This window comes from Marinicauda pacifica (assembly GCF_004793635.1).
Lineage (GTDB): Bacteria > Pseudomonadota > Alphaproteobacteria > Caulobacterales > Maricaulaceae > Marinicauda > Marinicauda pacifica.
The window spans coordinates 167,887-182,177 of record NZ_SRXV01000001.1 but is presented as its reverse complement, the minus strand read 5'-3'; the positions used below and the strand labels follow the sequence as shown (position 1 = coordinate 182,177).

At 66.2% G+C, this 14,291-nt stretch carries 16 protein-coding genes; 5 read left to right on the top strand and 11 right to left on the bottom strand.

What is annotated here, in order from left to right; translation table 11 throughout:
- Positions 1–13: 13 nt before the first annotated feature.
- Entirely contained in the window at positions 14–1,285 is a 1,272-nt protein-coding gene (locus E5162_RS00960) for a class I SAM-dependent RNA methyltransferase (RefSeq protein ID WP_135943087.1), read from the bottom strand.
- Positions 1,286–1,414: 129 nt separating this feature from the next.
- On the opposite strand from E5162_RS00960, the gene E5162_RS00955 reads away from it, so the two are divergent.
- Both E5162_RS00955 and E5162_RS14935 read left to right on the top strand, forming a co-directional pair.
- Entirely contained in the window at positions 1,415–2,458 is a 1,044-nt protein-coding gene (locus tag E5162_RS00955) for a hypothetical protein (RefSeq protein WP_135943086.1), read from the top strand.
- A gap of 188 nt (positions 2,459–2,646) precedes the next feature.
- The gene (locus E5162_RS14935) at positions 2,647–3,477 is read left to right on the top strand and encodes a hypothetical protein (RefSeq protein WP_206751019.1); all 831 of its coding nucleotides are present in this window, start codon (positions 2,647–2,649) and stop codon (positions 3,475–3,477) included.
- A gap of 126 nt (positions 3,478–3,603) precedes the next feature.
- Here the strand turns inward: E5162_RS14935 and E5162_RS00945 are convergent, their stop codons facing one another.
- Positions 3,604–4,335, bottom strand: coding sequence for a TlyA family RNA methyltransferase (locus E5162_RS00945; RefSeq protein WP_135943085.1), 732 nt, complete (start codon positions 4,333–4,335; stop codon positions 3,604–3,606).
- A gap of 94 nt (positions 4,336–4,429) precedes the next feature.
- On the opposite strand from E5162_RS00945, the gene E5162_RS00940 reads away from it, so the two are divergent.
- The 3 genes from E5162_RS00940 to E5162_RS00930 all read left to right on the top strand — a co-directional run bounded on the left by E5162_RS00940 (position 4,430) and on the right by E5162_RS00930 (position 6,948).
- The gene (locus tag E5162_RS00940; protein ID WP_158291150.1) at positions 4,430–5,023 is read left to right on the top strand and encodes a TetR/AcrR family transcriptional regulator; all 594 of its coding nucleotides are present in this window, start codon (positions 4,430–4,432) and stop codon (positions 5,021–5,023) included.
- A gap of 81 nt (positions 5,024–5,104) precedes the next feature.
- Positions 5,105–6,577 (top strand): S41 family peptidase, encoded by a 1,473-nt coding sequence (locus E5162_RS00935; RefSeq protein WP_135943083.1) that lies wholly within the window; start codon positions 5,105–5,107, stop codon positions 6,575–6,577.
- 161 nt (positions 6,578–6,738) lie between these two features.
- Positions 6,739–6,948, top strand: a complete 210-nt coding sequence (locus tag E5162_RS00930) for a cold-shock protein (RefSeq protein WP_135943082.1) — start codon at positions 6,739–6,741, stop codon at positions 6,946–6,948.
- A 139-nt stretch (positions 6,949–7,087) separates the two neighbouring features.
- Here the strand turns inward: E5162_RS00930 and dxs are convergent, their stop codons facing one another.
- The 9 genes from dxs to E5162_RS00885 all read right to left on the bottom strand — a co-directional run bounded on the left by dxs (position 7,088) and on the right by E5162_RS00885 (position 14,248).
- Positions 7,088–8,989: a 1-deoxy-D-xylulose-5-phosphate synthase gene (gene dxs, locus E5162_RS00925; RefSeq protein WP_135943081.1), complete on the bottom strand. Its 1,902-nt coding sequence runs from the start codon at positions 8,987–8,989 to the stop codon at positions 7,088–7,090.
- Between the two features lie 30 nt (positions 8,990–9,019).
- Positions 9,020–9,910: a polyprenyl synthetase family protein gene (locus tag E5162_RS00920; protein WP_135943080.1), complete on the bottom strand. Its 891-nt coding sequence runs from the start codon at positions 9,908–9,910 to the stop codon at positions 9,020–9,022.
- A 29-nt stretch (positions 9,911–9,939) separates the two neighbouring features.
- Complete coding sequence (locus E5162_RS00915; RefSeq protein WP_206751018.1) at positions 9,940–10,299, bottom strand: tRNA-binding protein; 360 nt, start codon at positions 10,297–10,299, stop codon at positions 9,940–9,942.
- Entirely contained in the window at positions 10,296–10,553 is a 258-nt protein-coding gene (locus E5162_RS00910; protein WP_135943079.1) for an exodeoxyribonuclease VII small subunit, read from the bottom strand. Before E5162_RS00910 ends, E5162_RS00915 begins: the two co-directional genes overlap by 4 nt.
- Before the next feature lie 59 nt (positions 10,554–10,612).
- Positions 10,613–11,224, bottom strand: coding sequence for a histidine phosphatase family protein (locus E5162_RS00905; RefSeq protein ID WP_135943078.1), 612 nt, complete (start codon positions 11,222–11,224; stop codon positions 10,613–10,615).
- A 65-nt stretch (positions 11,225–11,289) separates the two neighbouring features.
- On the bottom strand, positions 11,290–12,207 hold the full coding sequence (locus tag E5162_RS00900) for a histone deacetylase family protein (protein ID WP_135943077.1): 918 nt from the start codon (positions 12,205–12,207) through the stop codon (positions 11,290–11,292).
- Between the two features lie 47 nt (positions 12,208–12,254).
- Positions 12,255–13,127 carry an SDR family oxidoreductase gene (locus E5162_RS00895; RefSeq protein ID WP_135943076.1) on the bottom strand — a complete coding sequence of 291 codons (873 nt, stop codon included), beginning with the start codon at positions 13,125–13,127 and terminating at the stop codon, positions 12,255–12,257.
- Positions 13,128–13,172: 45 nt separating this feature from the next.
- The gene (gene lepB, locus E5162_RS00890; protein WP_233342108.1) at positions 13,173–13,949 is read right to left on the bottom strand and encodes a signal peptidase I; all 777 of its coding nucleotides are present in this window, start codon (positions 13,947–13,949) and stop codon (positions 13,173–13,175) included.
- A complete protein-coding gene (locus E5162_RS00885) occupies positions 13,946–14,248 on the bottom strand; it encodes a YbjQ family protein (RefSeq protein WP_233342107.1) in 303 nt (100 codons plus the stop codon). Before E5162_RS00885 ends, lepB begins: the two co-directional genes overlap by 4 nt.
- Positions 14,249–14,291: the final 43 nt, after the last annotated feature.

Below are 14,291 nucleotides of genomic sequence, written 5' to 3'. Positions count from 1 at the left end.
ATCGTTGCTGCGCCTACGAAAGTTTGTGGTGCGTGCGGGTAAAGACCGCGATGCTCTCCACGTGTCCGGTCCAGGCGAACTGATCGACCGGAGTCACCTCACCCATCCGGTAACCGCCCTCAATGAGGATGGCCGCGTCCCGCGCGAAGGTCGCCGGGTTGCAGGAGATCGAGACGACCACGGGCACGAGGCTGTCGGCCAGGCGTTCGGCCTGGCTTCGCGCGCCGTTGCGGGGCGGATCGAGAATGACCGCATCGATCTGCTCCAGCTCCTTCACGCTCATCGGTTCCAGAGCCAGATCGCGATGCAGGGTCTGAACCGGTTTCAGGCCCTGAGTGTGGTCGGCGCCCTGGCGCAGGGCCCGGAGGGGCCGGTCGTCGCCCTCCACTGCCAGCACCTGTGCAGTCTCGGCCGCGCGCAGGGCGAAAGAACCGCAGCCGGCGTAAAGATCGGCCACCGTCCGGGCGCCCTTGATCGCGGCCATGGCTCGCTCGGCCAGGCCGGCCTCGCCGGCGGCGGTGGCCTGCAGGAATCCGCCCGGCGGAGGCGCGACTTTTGCTTTGCCGAAACGCACATAGGGCGTGGATCGCTCGGCCGCCGGCTCTCCCTTCAGCGAGATTCTCGCCCAGCCTTCCTTGGCCGCCAGCTCGGCCGCGGTCAGCCGGTGATCGAGGACGATATCACCTGGCCAGTCACACGAGACATCCAGCCCGCCATCGGTCGCCGTCACCGCGATGTCGACCTGGCCCTTTTGCGGGACCAGCGCGTCGGCCAGCCTGCGCAGGGCGGGAAAGCTGCGTCGAATCAACGGGTGCGCGACGGGACAGTCCTTTGTGTCGACAATCGCGTGACCGGCCCGCTCGCTGTAGCCGAAGGTCAGCGTGCGTCCGGCCCTGCGGGCGTGCAGGGTCGCGCGGCGGCGCCCTTCCCCGTGCGCATGAAGCAGGGGAGCGACCTCTCCGGCCACCCCTTCTCTTGCCAATGCATCGACGACGAGCGAGCGTTTCCAGTTCCGGTAGGCATCGGCCGACCAGTGCTGCAGGGAGCATCCGCCGCAGCGTTCCGCTATGGGACAGAAGGGCTTGACCCGGTCTTCGGAGTCGCTGAGCCGCTCCTTGACCCGGCCGCGGTCGCCGCGCACCTCGACGAGGGCGCGCTCGCCCGGAAGCAGGCCGGGTACATAGACCGGGCCTTCGGCAACGGCGTCTCCGCGCGCTCCGATGCGTCCGGCCTCGAGCTCGACCACGCGCGCTGGCGGGAGGGAGTTCTTGTTTCTGCGCTTCATGATGGGTCACAAACGCCAAGCAACGGTTGAGGTCAACGGTTAACATGACCAGCGCGTTCATCTGGCTGACAGGAAGGGTTTGTTAACATTTATTCATCGTCGGAATAATCCGGACCAGGAGGAAGGCGCATGAAGCCGCAATCGCTGGGTCTGGCCGCCGTCATCTCGGCTGCCGCCTTGAGTCTGTCCCTGATCGCAGGACCCGCCGCCCCTGCGTTCGCGAGCGCGTATGCCGTGGACGCCCAGCAAGAGCGGGGACATCCCGGCCGCACCGGGCATAATTCGCGCGGAGATCTCGATCGCAACCGGCGGGGACAAGTCCATCGCGAAGCCCGCCAGAGCGCGCGCCAGGACCGCCGCCGCGAGGCACGCCAGGAAGTCCGCCAGGAGCGCCACCGAGACGCCCGCCAGGAGGCGCGAAGGGATCATCGCCGCGACGCCCGCCAAGAGGCGCGCCGGGACCACCGCCAGGAAGCGAGGCGTGAATACCGGCGCGACGCAGGGCGCGATTTCCGGGGAGACCGCCGCCGCGACGCCTGGGCAGATCACCGCCGCGATGCGCGCCGCGATTACCGCCACGATGCGCGCCGGGACTTCCGTCACGATACCCGCCGCGACGTCCGGCGCGACCGTTACGACCGCAACCGGCACTACAATCAGACCCGTTATAATAACCAGTATCGCCGTCATCAAAGGTACACTGGCCGACGCCATCACAATCGCAATTGGCGCTATCATCGTGCCTATAGCCGCTACTCCAGTGTCGGATTCAGCTATTATGACGGTATCTGCCGTTCCAGCGGGGACGAGTTCGTCGCCGGCGCCCTGATCGGGGCCCTCCTTGGCGGCGCCGTCTCGGACGGCGATGGCGGGGCGGTCCTGGCCGGCGGTCTGATCGGCGGCGGGATCGGTGCCTCGCTCAACAGTTGTGATCGCGGTCAGTACTACTATGCCGCGAATCAGGCCTTTGGCGGGAGCGGGCCGGGCTACTGGCACAATCCGTATTCGGGGGTTTACGGCGTCGTTCATCCGCGCGCCTATCACAATTATGGTGGCCGGCGCTGCCGCTGGGGCGATGCGGAGATTTTCCTGCCCAACGGCCAGATCGTGCGCGACCAGGTGCGCATGTGCCAGAACCGCTACGGCTACTGGGAGGTCGCCAGCCGCCAGTGACCTGCGGAGGGGGATAAGGGGGCGCCTTCAAGTCTCTTGAAGGCCGCAAGAGCCCGGGCGCCGCGCGCCCGGGCTTTTTCGTGACCCAAACCGTTCATCGCGCACTCATCGGCGCTTTGTTAGGGTTGGCTTAAAGATTGAAGGGAGGCGTGTGTCACGCGTCCCGATGCGAGACTGGAGACACAGCGATGAAAACCTTGACCCTCGCGGCAACAGCCCTTCTCGGCGCCAGCGCCCTCGCGCCGGCGATGACGCCCAGCGCCGAGGCCCAGAGCTATCGCGCGGCCCCCGCCACCACCTACGAGCAATGCGTCCAGCAACAGCGCCAGCGCCAGGTCGCCGGTGCGGTGATCGGCGGCATTCTCGGCGCGGTCGTCGGCGCGGAACTCCATGACGAGTCTCAGGACCGCGACCGGGACCGCTATCGCGGCCACCGCGGGTATGACGACCGCTATGGTTACAGCTCGCGCGGCTATCGCCACTCCGGCTACCGTCATGACCGGCGTTCGCGTCACGACCGCTACGGCCGTCACGACGAGGCCGGCAATGACGGCGCGGTGGTTGCCGGGGGCGCGGTCGGCGCGCTGGCCGGCGCGGCCATCGCCAGCGGCAATTGCGACCAGCTGCGCTATGGCCAGAGCGGTTACGGCCAGTCCGACCCGTACCGCCAGACCGGCCCGGTGTACGATCAGGGATACGGCCAGGGATACGGCCAGACCTACGATCAGGGCTATGGCGACGACTATGGCTATGACGATCCCTATTACGGGTCCGACCCGGTCTATGACGACCGCTACGACAATAGCCGTCGGTATTCGACCAATGAGGAATTGCTGGGAGGCTCGGGCTATGGCTATTCCGACCAGCAACCGGCCCAGGACTCGCGCCGCTACAGCGCGGGCAGCCAGACCATCAGCACCAGCGGCTACCAGACCGCGAGCTGCCGCTATATGAGCTCGGCCGGACGCGAGGTCTATATGTGCCAGGGCAGCGACGGCATGTGGCGCCCGGCGCAGTAGTCAGCCGGCCTCTACCCCTCGAGACAGATGCGGCCCGCACCCAAGGTGCGGGCCGTTTCATTTGGCGGAAGGGCAGGCTCGGTCGCCGCCGCGCGCCAGATGAACCAAACCAGATTGAAACAAGCCTCAGCGCGATTGGCGGGCCAGCAGGACGTATTCCCGGTTTCCGTCCCCGCCGAGTATCGGACTTTCGATCTCGTCCTCGACCGGCCAGCCTGCGGCGTCCAGGAAGGAGGTGACACGCTCCCTCGCCTCCTCGACGGCGGCCGGATCCTTGACGATGCCGCCCTTGCCGACATTCTCGCGCCCGACCTCGAATTGCGGCTTGAACAGGGTGACGAGGGCCGCGTCAGGCGCCGCCAGCGACAGGGGCACGTCGAGCACCTTGGCCAGTCCGATGAAGCTGGCGTCGCAGACAATCAGCTCGGGCGCAGTCTCGATCACCTCTTCGCACAGGGCGCGCGCATCGGTGGTTTCCAGATTGACCACACGCGGGTCCGCCCGCAGCGAGGCGTGAAGCTGGCCGCGCCCGACATCGACTGCATAGACCTTGGCCGCCCCGCGTTTCAGCAGGATTTCGGTAAACCCGCCGGTCGAGGCGCCGACATCCAGACAGACCTGTCCGGACGGGTCGAGACCGGAGCGGTCCAGGGCCGCCTCCAGCTTCAGCGCCGCCCGGCTGACATAGGGATGGGCCGGCTCGGCCTCGATCGCCGCGCCCGGCGCGATCTTCTGCGCGGGCTTGGTGACCGGTTCGCCATCCGCGCGCACCCGGCCCGCCTCGATGGCCGCGCGGGCTCTGGCGCGGGTTTCGAAATAGCCTTCATCCACAAGATATGTATCGGCTCTCTTTTTCATGGGCGGCCTTATCCCCTGCCCGTTCCGGGGAGGCAATGGAGACTGGCCGCAACAGGCAGATGACCGCAGTCATTTTCTGCGCGATACAGGGGTCATGACCGGACGGCGCGAACACAAGAAGCAGCTGGTGCGCCAGCGCCTTTTCGACACGGCCATCGCGCTGTTCGAGGCAGAGGGTTATGACGCGGTCAGCGTCGACCGGATCGTGGCCGAGGCCGGGGTCGCCAAGGGGACGTTCTTCAATCATTTCCCGTCCAAGGCCGATGTGCTCGCCGCCTGGTATGAGCGCCTGGTGAGCGAGGCGCTGTCCGGCCTGCCCGGCACGGAGGCCTCCTTGTTCGACCGCGTGTTTGCGCCCGGGATCGCACTGGTCGACCTGACCCGGATGTACCCGGAGATGTTCGCCTCGAAGACTCGCGAGGCGGCTCGCACACCGGCGCTCCAGCGTGTGGAGCGCGACGGCGATCTGCGCATGCGCGACTATCTACGCGGCGTGTTCGAGCAGGCCCGCGAGGCGGGCGAGATTTCTGCCGCGCACGATCCGGGCGCGCTGGCCGCGCTGGGCCTGACCCTGACCACCGGCGCGGTGCGCGAATGGATGATCCATGAAGCGCCCGCCCCCGACATGGGCACGCATCTGAGCGAGCGCATCGCCCAGTTCGTGCAGGCGATCGAGGTGGGCCGATAGCCGGTTTGCCAATTTGTCACTTGATCGCGGGCGCGTGTGCAGCCAAAAGGTGACCGCAGTCACTTTTGGAGAAACCGAGACATGCCGCTATCCCGTCTTGCCCCCGTTGCCCGTCTTGCCCGTGCCGTCCCTGTTGGCTCGATGGCCTGCCTTGGCGTCGCGCTGAATGCCTGCGCCGATACGAGAACGGCCACCCCGGACGACCCGAGCCAAGCCGCCCTGCAACTGGCCCGGCCGATCCATGCAGACGGCGCGCTGGCGCCGGAGGCGCGCGGCGTGTGGCATGCCGAGGCCCAGGGCTGGTTCCTGCAGATCGAGGAGGACGGGATCACGCGCTGGCAGGATACGCCGGCTGGCTGCTACACCGCGCCGCCTGCGGGCCCGGACACCCCGCTGATGGGCCAGGTCGAATACACGTTGATCCTGCCCTCGGCGGAGGGGGATGTGGCCGGTTTCCAGTATCTGCCCGGCGATCAGTCGACCCGGTTCGAGCGCGTGGCGCGCCTGCCCGAACGCTGCGGGGCGCAGGATCTGAATACCGAAACCGGCGTGTTCGCCGTCTTCGCCGGCGCGATGGCGCGCCATTACGCCTTCTTTGACGAACGCGGGATCGACTGGGAGGCGCGCGTGGATGCGGCGCGCGGCCAGGTCCGCGACGGCATGGGCGAGGCCGCGCTGCGCGATGTCCTCGCGTCCATGATGGCCGGGCTGTCCGATTCCCATACCAAGCTGATCGGCACGGCGGACGGCGAGCCCTTCCGCATCCAGGACGGCCAGGGCGAGACCCTGCCCTTCGTGCGCGAAAGCCTGGGCGAGATGGCCTGGCTGGTCGGCCTGATCGACCAGCTCCAGACCGAGGTGCTGGACGAAGGATCGGTGTTCACAGCCAACGATCGCATCCTGTGGGGCAGCCTGGACGGGCGCACCGGCTATATCCTGGTCTTCACCATGGGTGGATTTACCGAGAGCGATGTGCAACCGGGCTCGGCCGAATGGGGCGCGGCAGAGCTGGCCGAATTCGACCTTGTCTTCGACGAGGCGCTGAGCGCGTTTCAGGACATGGACCGGGTCATTCTCGACCTGTCCAACAATCGCGGCGGATACGACAAGGTCGCGCGCGCCATCGCGTCGCGCTTTGCCGCCCGGCCCTTCACCGCCTACACCATGGATACCGACGCGGACGGGACGCCCGAGCATGTCTACCAGATCGAACCGGCAGGCGGCGTGCGCTATACTGGCCCGGTAACCGTGCTGACCAGCGACGTCACGGTGTCCGGCGGCGAGATCGCCACGCTGGCGCTGCGCCAGCTGCCCAATGTCACCCATGCCGGCACGACGACGCGGGGCAGCTTCTCCACCCCGCTGGCCAAGCCGCTGCCCAATGGCTGGTATCTGGAATTGTCGAGCGAGGTCTTTGCGGCGCCGGACGGGAGCGTGTTTGAAGAAACCGGACTCCCGCCGCAGCTTGAGGTCGAGGTCTATCCGCAGGACGCGCCGGTGGAGGGCCATGCCCGGGCGCTGCGCACACTGGCATCGCGCGCCCCCGCGCAATAACCATTGCATCCGCGCCGAAATCGTGTATGGTGCCAATATCAATTCTGGCTGGACTAACGGCTCCGCGCGTCACGCGCCAATCCCTTACCCCTCCTTTATTTGATACCACCCAAGCCCTTTCGAGGGTTCGTTTACTCCTGTCTACAAGGACTATCTCCCATATGGCTACGGGAACTGTTAAGTGGTTCAACACCACCAAAGGTTATGGCTTCATCCAACCGGATGACAGCTCCAAGGACGTCTTCGTGCATGCGACTGCGGTCGAGCGCGCGGGCATGAGCTCGCTCACGGAAGGTCAGCGCGTTTCCTTCGAGGAAACCCGCGACGCCAAGAGCGGCAAATATTCCGCGACGGACCTGCAGCCGGCTTAGGCCAGCACCAGATCCAGTCACGCGGGTTAAACCGCGCGGCATAGAAAAACCCCGGACCGAAAGGTCCGGGGTTTTTTGCGTCCGGGATAGAGGCTTGAGCGGGACTTGCGGTCCGGACCGCCCCAGGCCGGAGCCGGCCCTAAGCGAGTGCAGCCGCCGCGTCGTCGGCGCGGCCCAGCGTTTCGAGGACGCGGGCGACGATATGTTTCGCCGTCAGGCCCGCCGCATCATACATCTTGTCTGGCGTGTCGTGGTCCTGGAAGACGTCCGGCAGGGTGAGCGTGCGGATTTTCAGGCCGGCATCGAGCGCGCCCTTCTCCGCCAGCATGTGCAGGACGAAGGCGCCGAAGCCGCCGCGTGCGCCCTCCTCGATCGTGATGAGCACTTCGTGCTCGCGCGCCAGGCGCAGGATCAGATCCTCGTCCAGCGGCTTGGCAAAGCGCGCATCGGCCACGGTCGCCGACAGGCCGAAGGCGGACAGGGAGTCCGCCGCGGCCAGGCTTTCCTGCAGCCGCCCGCCGAGCGAGAGAATGGCCACCGAGCTGCCCTCGCGCACGATGCGGCCCTTGCCGATTTCCAGCGGCTCGGGATTTGAGGGAATGTCGATGCCGATGCCCTCCCCGCGCGGATAGCGGAAAGCGCTCGGCCCGTCCTCGATCAGGGTCGAGGTCTTGACCATGCGCACCAGCTCCGCCTCGTCACTGGCCGCCATCACGACCATGCCCGGCAGGGCGCCGAGATAGCCGATATCGAAGCTGCCGGCATGGGTCTGGCCGTCCGCGCCGACCAGCCCGGCCCGGTCGATCGCGAAGCGGACCGGGAGCGACTGGATCGCGACATCGTGGACCACCTGGTCGTAGCCGCGCTGCAGGAAGGTGGAATAGAGCGCCGCATAGGGCTTCATCCCGGCGGCAGCGAGACCTGCAGCGAACGTCACCGCGTGCTGTTCGGCAATGCCGACATCGAAGGCGCGGTCCGGGAAACGCTCGGAAAACTTGTCGACGCCCGTGCCGCCCGGCATGGCAGCCGTGATCGCCACGATGGACGGGTCGGCCTCGGCCTCGGCGATCAGCGCGTCGGCGAAGACAGAAGTGTAGCTGGGCGCATTGGGTTTCTTCTTGGCCTGCTCGCCGGTGACGACGTTGAACTTGGAGACGCCGTGATACTTGTCGGCGGCTGCCTCCGCCGGGGCGTAGCCCTTGCCCTTCTGCGTGACGCAATGGATGAGGATCGGGCCTTCGGCCTCGCGCACATTGTTCAGCACGGCGACCAGCGCATCCATGTCATGGCCGTTGATCGGGCCGATATAGCGAAAGCCCATCTCCTCGAAGAGCGTGCCGCCCATCGCCATGCCGCGCAGGTATTCTTCGGCCTTGCGTGCCGCGCCCTCGACGCCGAGCGCCTTGGCCACGCCCTTGCCGAGCTTGCGCACGTCACGATAGCTCTTGGAGCTGACCTGGCGGGCAAAGTAATGGCTCATCGCACCGACCGGCGGGGCAATGGACATGTCGTTATCGTTGAGGATGACGACGAGATTCTTCTTCAGATCGCCGGCATTGTTCATGGCCTCGTAGGCCATGCCCGCACTCATCGAGCCATCGCCGATCACGGCGACCACCTTGTGGTCCTTGTCCTGGAGATCGCGCGCCACGGCGAAACCGAGCGCGGCCGAGATCGAGGTCGCGGCATGGGCCGCGCCGAACGGGTCGTATTCGCTTTCCGAGCGCTTGGTGAAGCCCGACAGGCCGCCGCCCTGACGCAGGGTGCGGATGCGGTCGCGCCGCCCGGTCAGGATCTTGTGGGGATAGCATTGATGGCCGACATCCCAGACCAGGATGTCCTCCGGCGTCTCGAACACATGGTGCAGCGCCACGGTCAGCTCGACCACGCCGAGCCCGGCTCCGAGATGGCCGCCGGTCACGGACACCGCGTCGATCATCTCGTCGCGCACCTCGCCGGCCAGCGCCTTGAGCGCCTCGACGTCGAGATGCTTGAGATCGGCCGGCGCATTCACACGATCGAGAAGGGGAGTGTCGGGCATATCGTCTCCTGGCGGACGGCGGGTAGAGGGTCAGGCGCGCCGATCAAGTACGTAATCGACCGCACTGCTTAGCATATGGGCATCGTCACCGAACATGGCGAGATGCTCCTTGGCCTGCCGGGCCAGACGGGTGGCGCGATCACGTGCGCCCTCGATCCCGAGGATGGACACGAATGTGGCCTTTCCCTGACGCGCATCCTTGCCAGCGGTCTTTCCAAGCTCGTCGGTCGAGCCTTCCGCGTCGAGAATGTCGTCCACGATCTGGTAGATCAACCCGAGGTCGTGCGCAAAGCCGTCCAGCGCCACGCGCGCCTCCTTGCCCGCATCGGTCATGATGGCCGGGGCGGTGACCGAGTAGGCGATCAGCGCGCCGGTTTTCAGGCGCTGGGTGCGGGTGATGAGGCCGATATCCTCGGTCCGCTCCTCGCTCAGCGCCATGTCCAGCGCCTGGCCGCCGACCATGCCGCGCGCCCCGGCGGCACGGGCCAGCTCGCTGACCAGAAGAGCGCGCACCTGACCGTTCACATGGGTGTCCGGCTCGGCGAGGATCTCGAACGCGACGGCCTGAAGCGCGTCGCCGGCGAGAACCGCAATGGCTTCGTCATAGGCGATGTGGACCGTTGGACGCCCGCGGCGCAGATCGTCGTCGTCCATGCACGGCAGGTCGTCATGGATGAGCGAATAGGAGTGGATGCACTCGATCGCGCAGGATACGCGCAGGAGGCCGCGCTCATCGGCGCCGATCAGCCGGCCGGCCTGCAGCGCGAGGAAGGGACGCACGCGCTTGCCCGGACCGAGCGCGGCATAGCGCATGGCCGAGGCCAGACGCGCCTCCGGCCCGTCCGCGCGCGGCAACAGCGCATCCAGCGCCACCGTGACGCGGTCTGCAGCTTCTTCCAGCTCTTTGACGAAGGCAGTCATCGGCCCCGGTCTACTCCTGCGGCAGCTAGCTAACTCACGCGCGCGCCGTCGGGCGCATCTCCGTCCGCACCGAGCAGACGTATCGCGCCTTGCCGGTCGTGAACACCAAGAACCAACACCTGCGATTGCAGCGGGCCAATCTGGCGCGGCGGAAAATTGACCACGGCCAGCACGCGCTTGCCGGCCAGATCCTCGAGGGCGTAGGCGTCGGTGATCTGGGCCGAACTCTTCTTCTCGCCGATGGCCGGACCGAAATCGATGAACAGCTTGTAGGCCGGCTTGCGCGCTTCGGGGAAGGGTTCGGCGCGCCGAATGGTTCCCAAACGGATATCGGCCTGGAAGAAGACCTCCGGAGAAATCTCCGGCAGGGGTGGCTCGTCCGCGCTCATCCCGGCGTGTCGAGATCGGCCGGCTCGGCCTGCGGACGTCCGTCCGGGCCGAAGACGATCTTCTCCACCTTCAGTTCCGCATCTTTCAGACGGGTCTCGCAATGCTTGCGCAGCGCCGCGCCGCGTTCGTAGATGGCGATGGATTGTTCAAGCTCGACTTCGCCGCTTTCCAGGCGCTGGACGATCTGTTCCAGCTCCTCCAGCGCGCGCTCGAAGCTCATCGCCTTGATGTCGTCAGGCCGGGTATCGCTCATCGTGCCCATTTCCTTCGCCGTATCCGATGCCGCCAGACAAGCCGCGATCACCTGTTCGATCAAGCGCCGCGCTCGGTTGCCGGAGCGTGTTTCAACTCGTACCGGCGCCAGGACCAGTAGTGATCGCCGCCGTCACGCACACATTGCCAGCCGCGCCGGCGCAGGGCCGGACGCAGCATCCGGTTGAACCAGCCATGCGCGAACAGCACAACCGGTCCGGTCTGCGCGGCCTCGATGAGGATATCGGCAGCCTGCTCGGCCCGGCGTTCGGCCTGGACCCGGCTTTCACGTCCGCGCGACAGTCCCAGCCACCAGCTGCAGCGCGCGAACACGCCCCAGGTCCGCGCCGGAAAACTTCCCGGCATGCGCGGCGGGGGAAGCGGCGCCTCGACGAAGATGGAGTTGATGTCGAATTCGCGCCCGCCGCTCGCCGCCTCGGCAGTCTCGATCGCCCGGCGCAACGTGGAGGCGAACAGAAGACGCGCCCCCTCGACCTCTTGCACGAGCGATTCCGGGGGCGTCTGGCCGCCCTTCAGTCCGGCGAGGTCATAGTTGGCCCACCAGTTCTCGTACGCCTGCCATCCCAACCGCTCGCGCCGGTTGGCATCAGGCTCTCCATGACGGGCAATCGTAATATAGCCCGGCGCAGTCTGAGGGTCTGTGTCTGACATATCCAAACAGCGGGCTACCGCTTCAATATCGAAGTGTGGAGAGACAGCGCCGGCCTCTTTGTCCCCTAGGCCGCCGCGACTGCGCGAAGGAACCGTTCCAGAGACGATTCCAGTGCCTTGATGTCGTATCCGCCCTCGAGCGTACATACAAGCCGCGGGTGCGCGCTTTCCCGGGTCAGTTCGGCCAGCCGCGTGCCGATCCATTCAAAATCATCCTCGTCCAGCTCCAGCCCGGCCAGCGGGTCGTCACGATGACCGTCGAAACCGGCAGAAACAAAAAGGATATCGGGCGGCGCTTCGGCGAGCCTGGGGAAGATGTGTTCTTCCAGTGCCTCGCGCCAGATCGACGAGCCGGCGCCGCGTTCCACCGTCAGATTGAGGATACGATCGGAGCTGTCATCGGCCGACCCGGTGCCCGGATAGAGCCAGTCCTGGTGAATCGAGGCGAAGAAGACCCGCCCCTCCGATTCGGCATAGGCCTGCGTGCCGTTGCCGTGATGGACGTCGAAATCGACGATGGTCACCGACGTGCAGTCATGGGCCTGGATCGCATGGGCGGCCGCCACGGCAATCTGGTTGAACAGGCAGAAGCCCATCGACCGGTCCGGCTCGGCATGATGGCCGGGCGGACGCGCCGCCACAAAGCCTGCCTCGATTTCGCCCGCCATGACATCGTCGACCGCCTGGATCGCACCGCCACACGCCTGCAAGGCGGCCTCCAGAGAGCCCGGGCTCATCCAGGTGTCCGCGTCGAGCGAGGCCAGGTCGGTGAACGGGCTTTTGGAATAGACGAAGTCGACATGACGGGATGAATGAACGCGCCCGACCTCGTCGCGCGTGGCGGCACGCGCATTGACCCTGTCGAGAGTCTCGAAACGCGACAGCGCGCGCTCGATCGCCTTCAGGCGCTCGGGCGATTCCGGATGCTCGGCCGGCGGCACATGATCCTTGCCGGCCTCGGTGGTGTAGACGCGAAGCTTCATGCCTCAACTCATCGGGTTGGTGCAGATATGACGGGCGGCGACGGCGTTCAGCCGGCCAGTGAAATGTCCATGATCTTCACCCCGTCCGGCGCAACCGCATCGTCGGGCACGAAGAAATCGGGCAGAAGCTCATGACCCGGCTCGACCGCAAACTGGTCGAAATCGGTCACGCCTTCGCTGGCCAGGAAGGTGTCGTCGATCAGGAAATTCCCGCTGAACTGCGCGGCCGGCTTGGTCAGCACGCGATAGGCGGTCTCGGCCAAAATCTCCGGCTTGCGGCAATTCTTGAAGGCTTCCTCACCGGCCAGCACGTTGGAGACCGCCGCCGTGGCGATCGCGGTGCGCGGCCAGATGGCGTTGGCGGCAATCTTTCCCGCGAACTCGCCGGACCAGCCGAGAATGCACAGGCTCATCCCGAATTTCGCGCTCGTATAGGCCACGTGCGGGGCGAACCATTTCTGTTTCATGTCGAGCGGCGGAGACAGGGCGAGAATGTGCGGGTTTTCCGATTTTTCCAGCCAGGGCAAGCACTTCTGGGTCACCAGAAAGGTCCCGCGCGCATTGACCTGATGCATCAGATCCCAGCGCTTGATGGGCGTTTCGGCGGTGGAGCGCGGAAAGATGGCCGAGGCGTTGTTGATGACCGCATCGATCCCGCCGAAATGCTCGGCTGCGGTCTTGACCGCGTGCTCGACATTCTCTTCGTCGCGGATGTCGCAGACGATGGGAAGCGCGCGTCCGCCGGCCTTCTCCACCGCCTCGGCAGCGGTATGGATCGTGCCGGGCAGCTTGGGGTGAGGCTCCTCGGTCTTGGCGGCGATGACGATGTTGGCGCCATCGCGTGCGCAACGAAGCGCAATCGCCTCGCCAATCCCGCGGCTCGCGCCGGTGATGAAGATCGTCTTGCCTTTAAGCGACATGCCTGCCTTCTCCCTTTATCTGTCGGGAGGCAAGGTAGATCGCAATCAGAGCCCGCGCCAGACCCGCCAGGGCGGACAGATCAGCCCTTCTTCGCGCCGGCAGCTGGCAAAGGTGAAGAGCACGGTCTCTGCCCGGCCCACCAGCTGGTCGGTATGCACATAGCCGATGCCGTAGCGCGCACGGCTGTCCTGGGACCGGTCGCGATTATCGCCCATCAGGAAGACGTGATCGGCGGGCACCCGGAACGGGCCGGCATTGTCCAGTCCGTAATCGTCGCCGCGTTCGTAGATGACATGCACCGGACCACCCGGCAGCGTCTCGTCATACTGGGCGACCTGGACAACCTCCCCGCCATGGTCGCGGTAGCGCACCACGTCGAGCGGATCGCGCGGTACGGCGTCGCCGTTCAGGTAGAGTTGACCGGCGCGCACCTCCACGGTGTCGCCCGGCAGGCCGACCACGCGCTTGATGAGATTGATGCCCTGCTCGGGATCGCGGATGACGACCACGTCTCCGCGCTCGGGAAGCCGGCCGAGAATTCGCCCGCTCCAGCTTTCAGGCAGCAAATACCCCATGCCCAGCGGAAGCGAGTGGCGCGAATAGCCATAGGCCCATTTGGAGACCAGGACCCGGTCCCCGACCTGAAGCGAGGGCTGCATGCTTTCAGAGGGAATGTGGAAAGCGGCAAAAGCAAACGTGACCAGCACGAACCAGACGGCGGCGACCCCGGCCAGGAAGCGGACGGTCTCGCCCAGCTCGGCCACGGCGCGCCGGCCAAGTCCGGTCATCTTGCTGACCGCGGAATTGTTATCGTCGCTCATTTCAGTTTCACCGCCGTGCCATATGCCAGAATTTCCGCCGAGCCTTCCATGACGGTCGAGGTGGAGAAGCGGAAGGTCACGACCGCGTCCGCCCCGAGCTGCTCGGCATGGGAGACCAGCCGGCCCAGCGCCTGTTCGCGCGCCTCGGCCAGCAGCTTCGTGTACTCGTTAACTTCACCGCCGACCAGATTCCTGAGCCCGGCCATGAAGTCGCGCCCGAAGAAGCGCGCCCGCACCACACTGCCGCGCGCAATGCCGAGCACCTCGACGATTTCGCCGTTCGGGACGGTATCCGCCATGGTGACAAGCAGGTCCGAACGTGTCGCGGGATGTTGAGGCATT

What these genes read in the sequence shown, in the direction of transcription:
- E5162_RS00920 (WP_135943080.1), bottom strand. Translation starts at nt 9,910, where the DNA reads ATGACTGCCTTCGTCAAAGAGCTGGAAGAAGCTGCAGACCGCGTCACG.
- E5162_RS00910 (WP_135943079.1), bottom strand. Translation starts at nt 10,553, where the DNA reads ATGAGCGATACCCGGCCTGACGACATCAAGGCGATGAGCTTCGAGCGC.
- E5162_RS00930 (WP_135943082.1), top strand. Translation starts at nt 6,739, where the DNA reads ATGGCTACGGGAACTGTTAAGTGGTTCAACACCACCAAAGGTTATGGC.
- E5162_RS00955 (WP_135943086.1), top strand. Translation starts at nt 1,415, where the DNA reads ATGAAGCCGCAATCGCTGGGTCTGGCCGCCGTCATCTCGGCTGCCGCC.
- E5162_RS00935 (WP_135943083.1), top strand. Translation starts at nt 5,105, where the DNA reads ATGCCGCTATCCCGTCTTGCCCCCGTTGCCCGTCTTGCCCGTGCCGTC.
- E5162_RS00915 (WP_206751018.1), bottom strand. Translation starts at nt 10,299, where the DNA reads ATGAGCGCGGACGAGCCACCCCTGCCGGAGATTTCTCCGGAGGTCTTC.
- E5162_RS00940 (WP_158291150.1), top strand. Translation starts at nt 4,430, where the DNA reads ATGACCGGACGGCGCGAACACAAGAAGCAGCTGGTGCGCCAGCGCCTT.
- E5162_RS00885 (WP_233342107.1), bottom strand. Translation starts at nt 14,248, where the DNA reads ATGGCGGATACCGTCCCGAACGGCGAAATCGTCGAGGTGCTCGGCATT.
- E5162_RS00945 (WP_135943085.1), bottom strand. Translation starts at nt 4,335, where the DNA reads ATGAAAAAGAGAGCCGATACATATCTTGTGGATGAAGGCTATTTCGAA.
- E5162_RS00905 (WP_135943078.1), bottom strand. Translation starts at nt 11,224, where the DNA reads ATGTCAGACACAGACCCTCAGACTGCGCCGGGCTATATTACGATTGCC.
- dxs (WP_135943081.1), bottom strand. Translation starts at nt 8,989, where the DNA reads ATGCCCGACACTCCCCTTCTCGATCGTGTGAATGCGCCGGCCGATCTC.
- E5162_RS14935 (WP_206751019.1), top strand. Translation starts at nt 2,647, where the DNA reads ATGAAAACCTTGACCCTCGCGGCAACAGCCCTTCTCGGCGCCAGCGCC.
- lepB (WP_233342108.1), bottom strand. Translation starts at nt 13,949, where the DNA reads ATGAGCGACGATAACAATTCCGCGGTCAGCAAGATGACCGGACTTGGC.
- E5162_RS00960 (WP_135943087.1), bottom strand. Translation starts at nt 1,285, where the DNA reads ATGAAGCGCAGAAACAAGAACTCCCTCCCGCCAGCGCGCGTGGTCGAG.
- E5162_RS00895 (WP_135943076.1), bottom strand. Translation starts at nt 13,127, where the DNA reads ATGTCGCTTAAAGGCAAGACGATCTTCATCACCGGCGCGAGCCGCGGG.
- E5162_RS00900 (WP_135943077.1), bottom strand. Translation starts at nt 12,207, where the DNA reads ATGAAGCTTCGCGTCTACACCACCGAGGCCGGCAAGGATCATGTGCCG.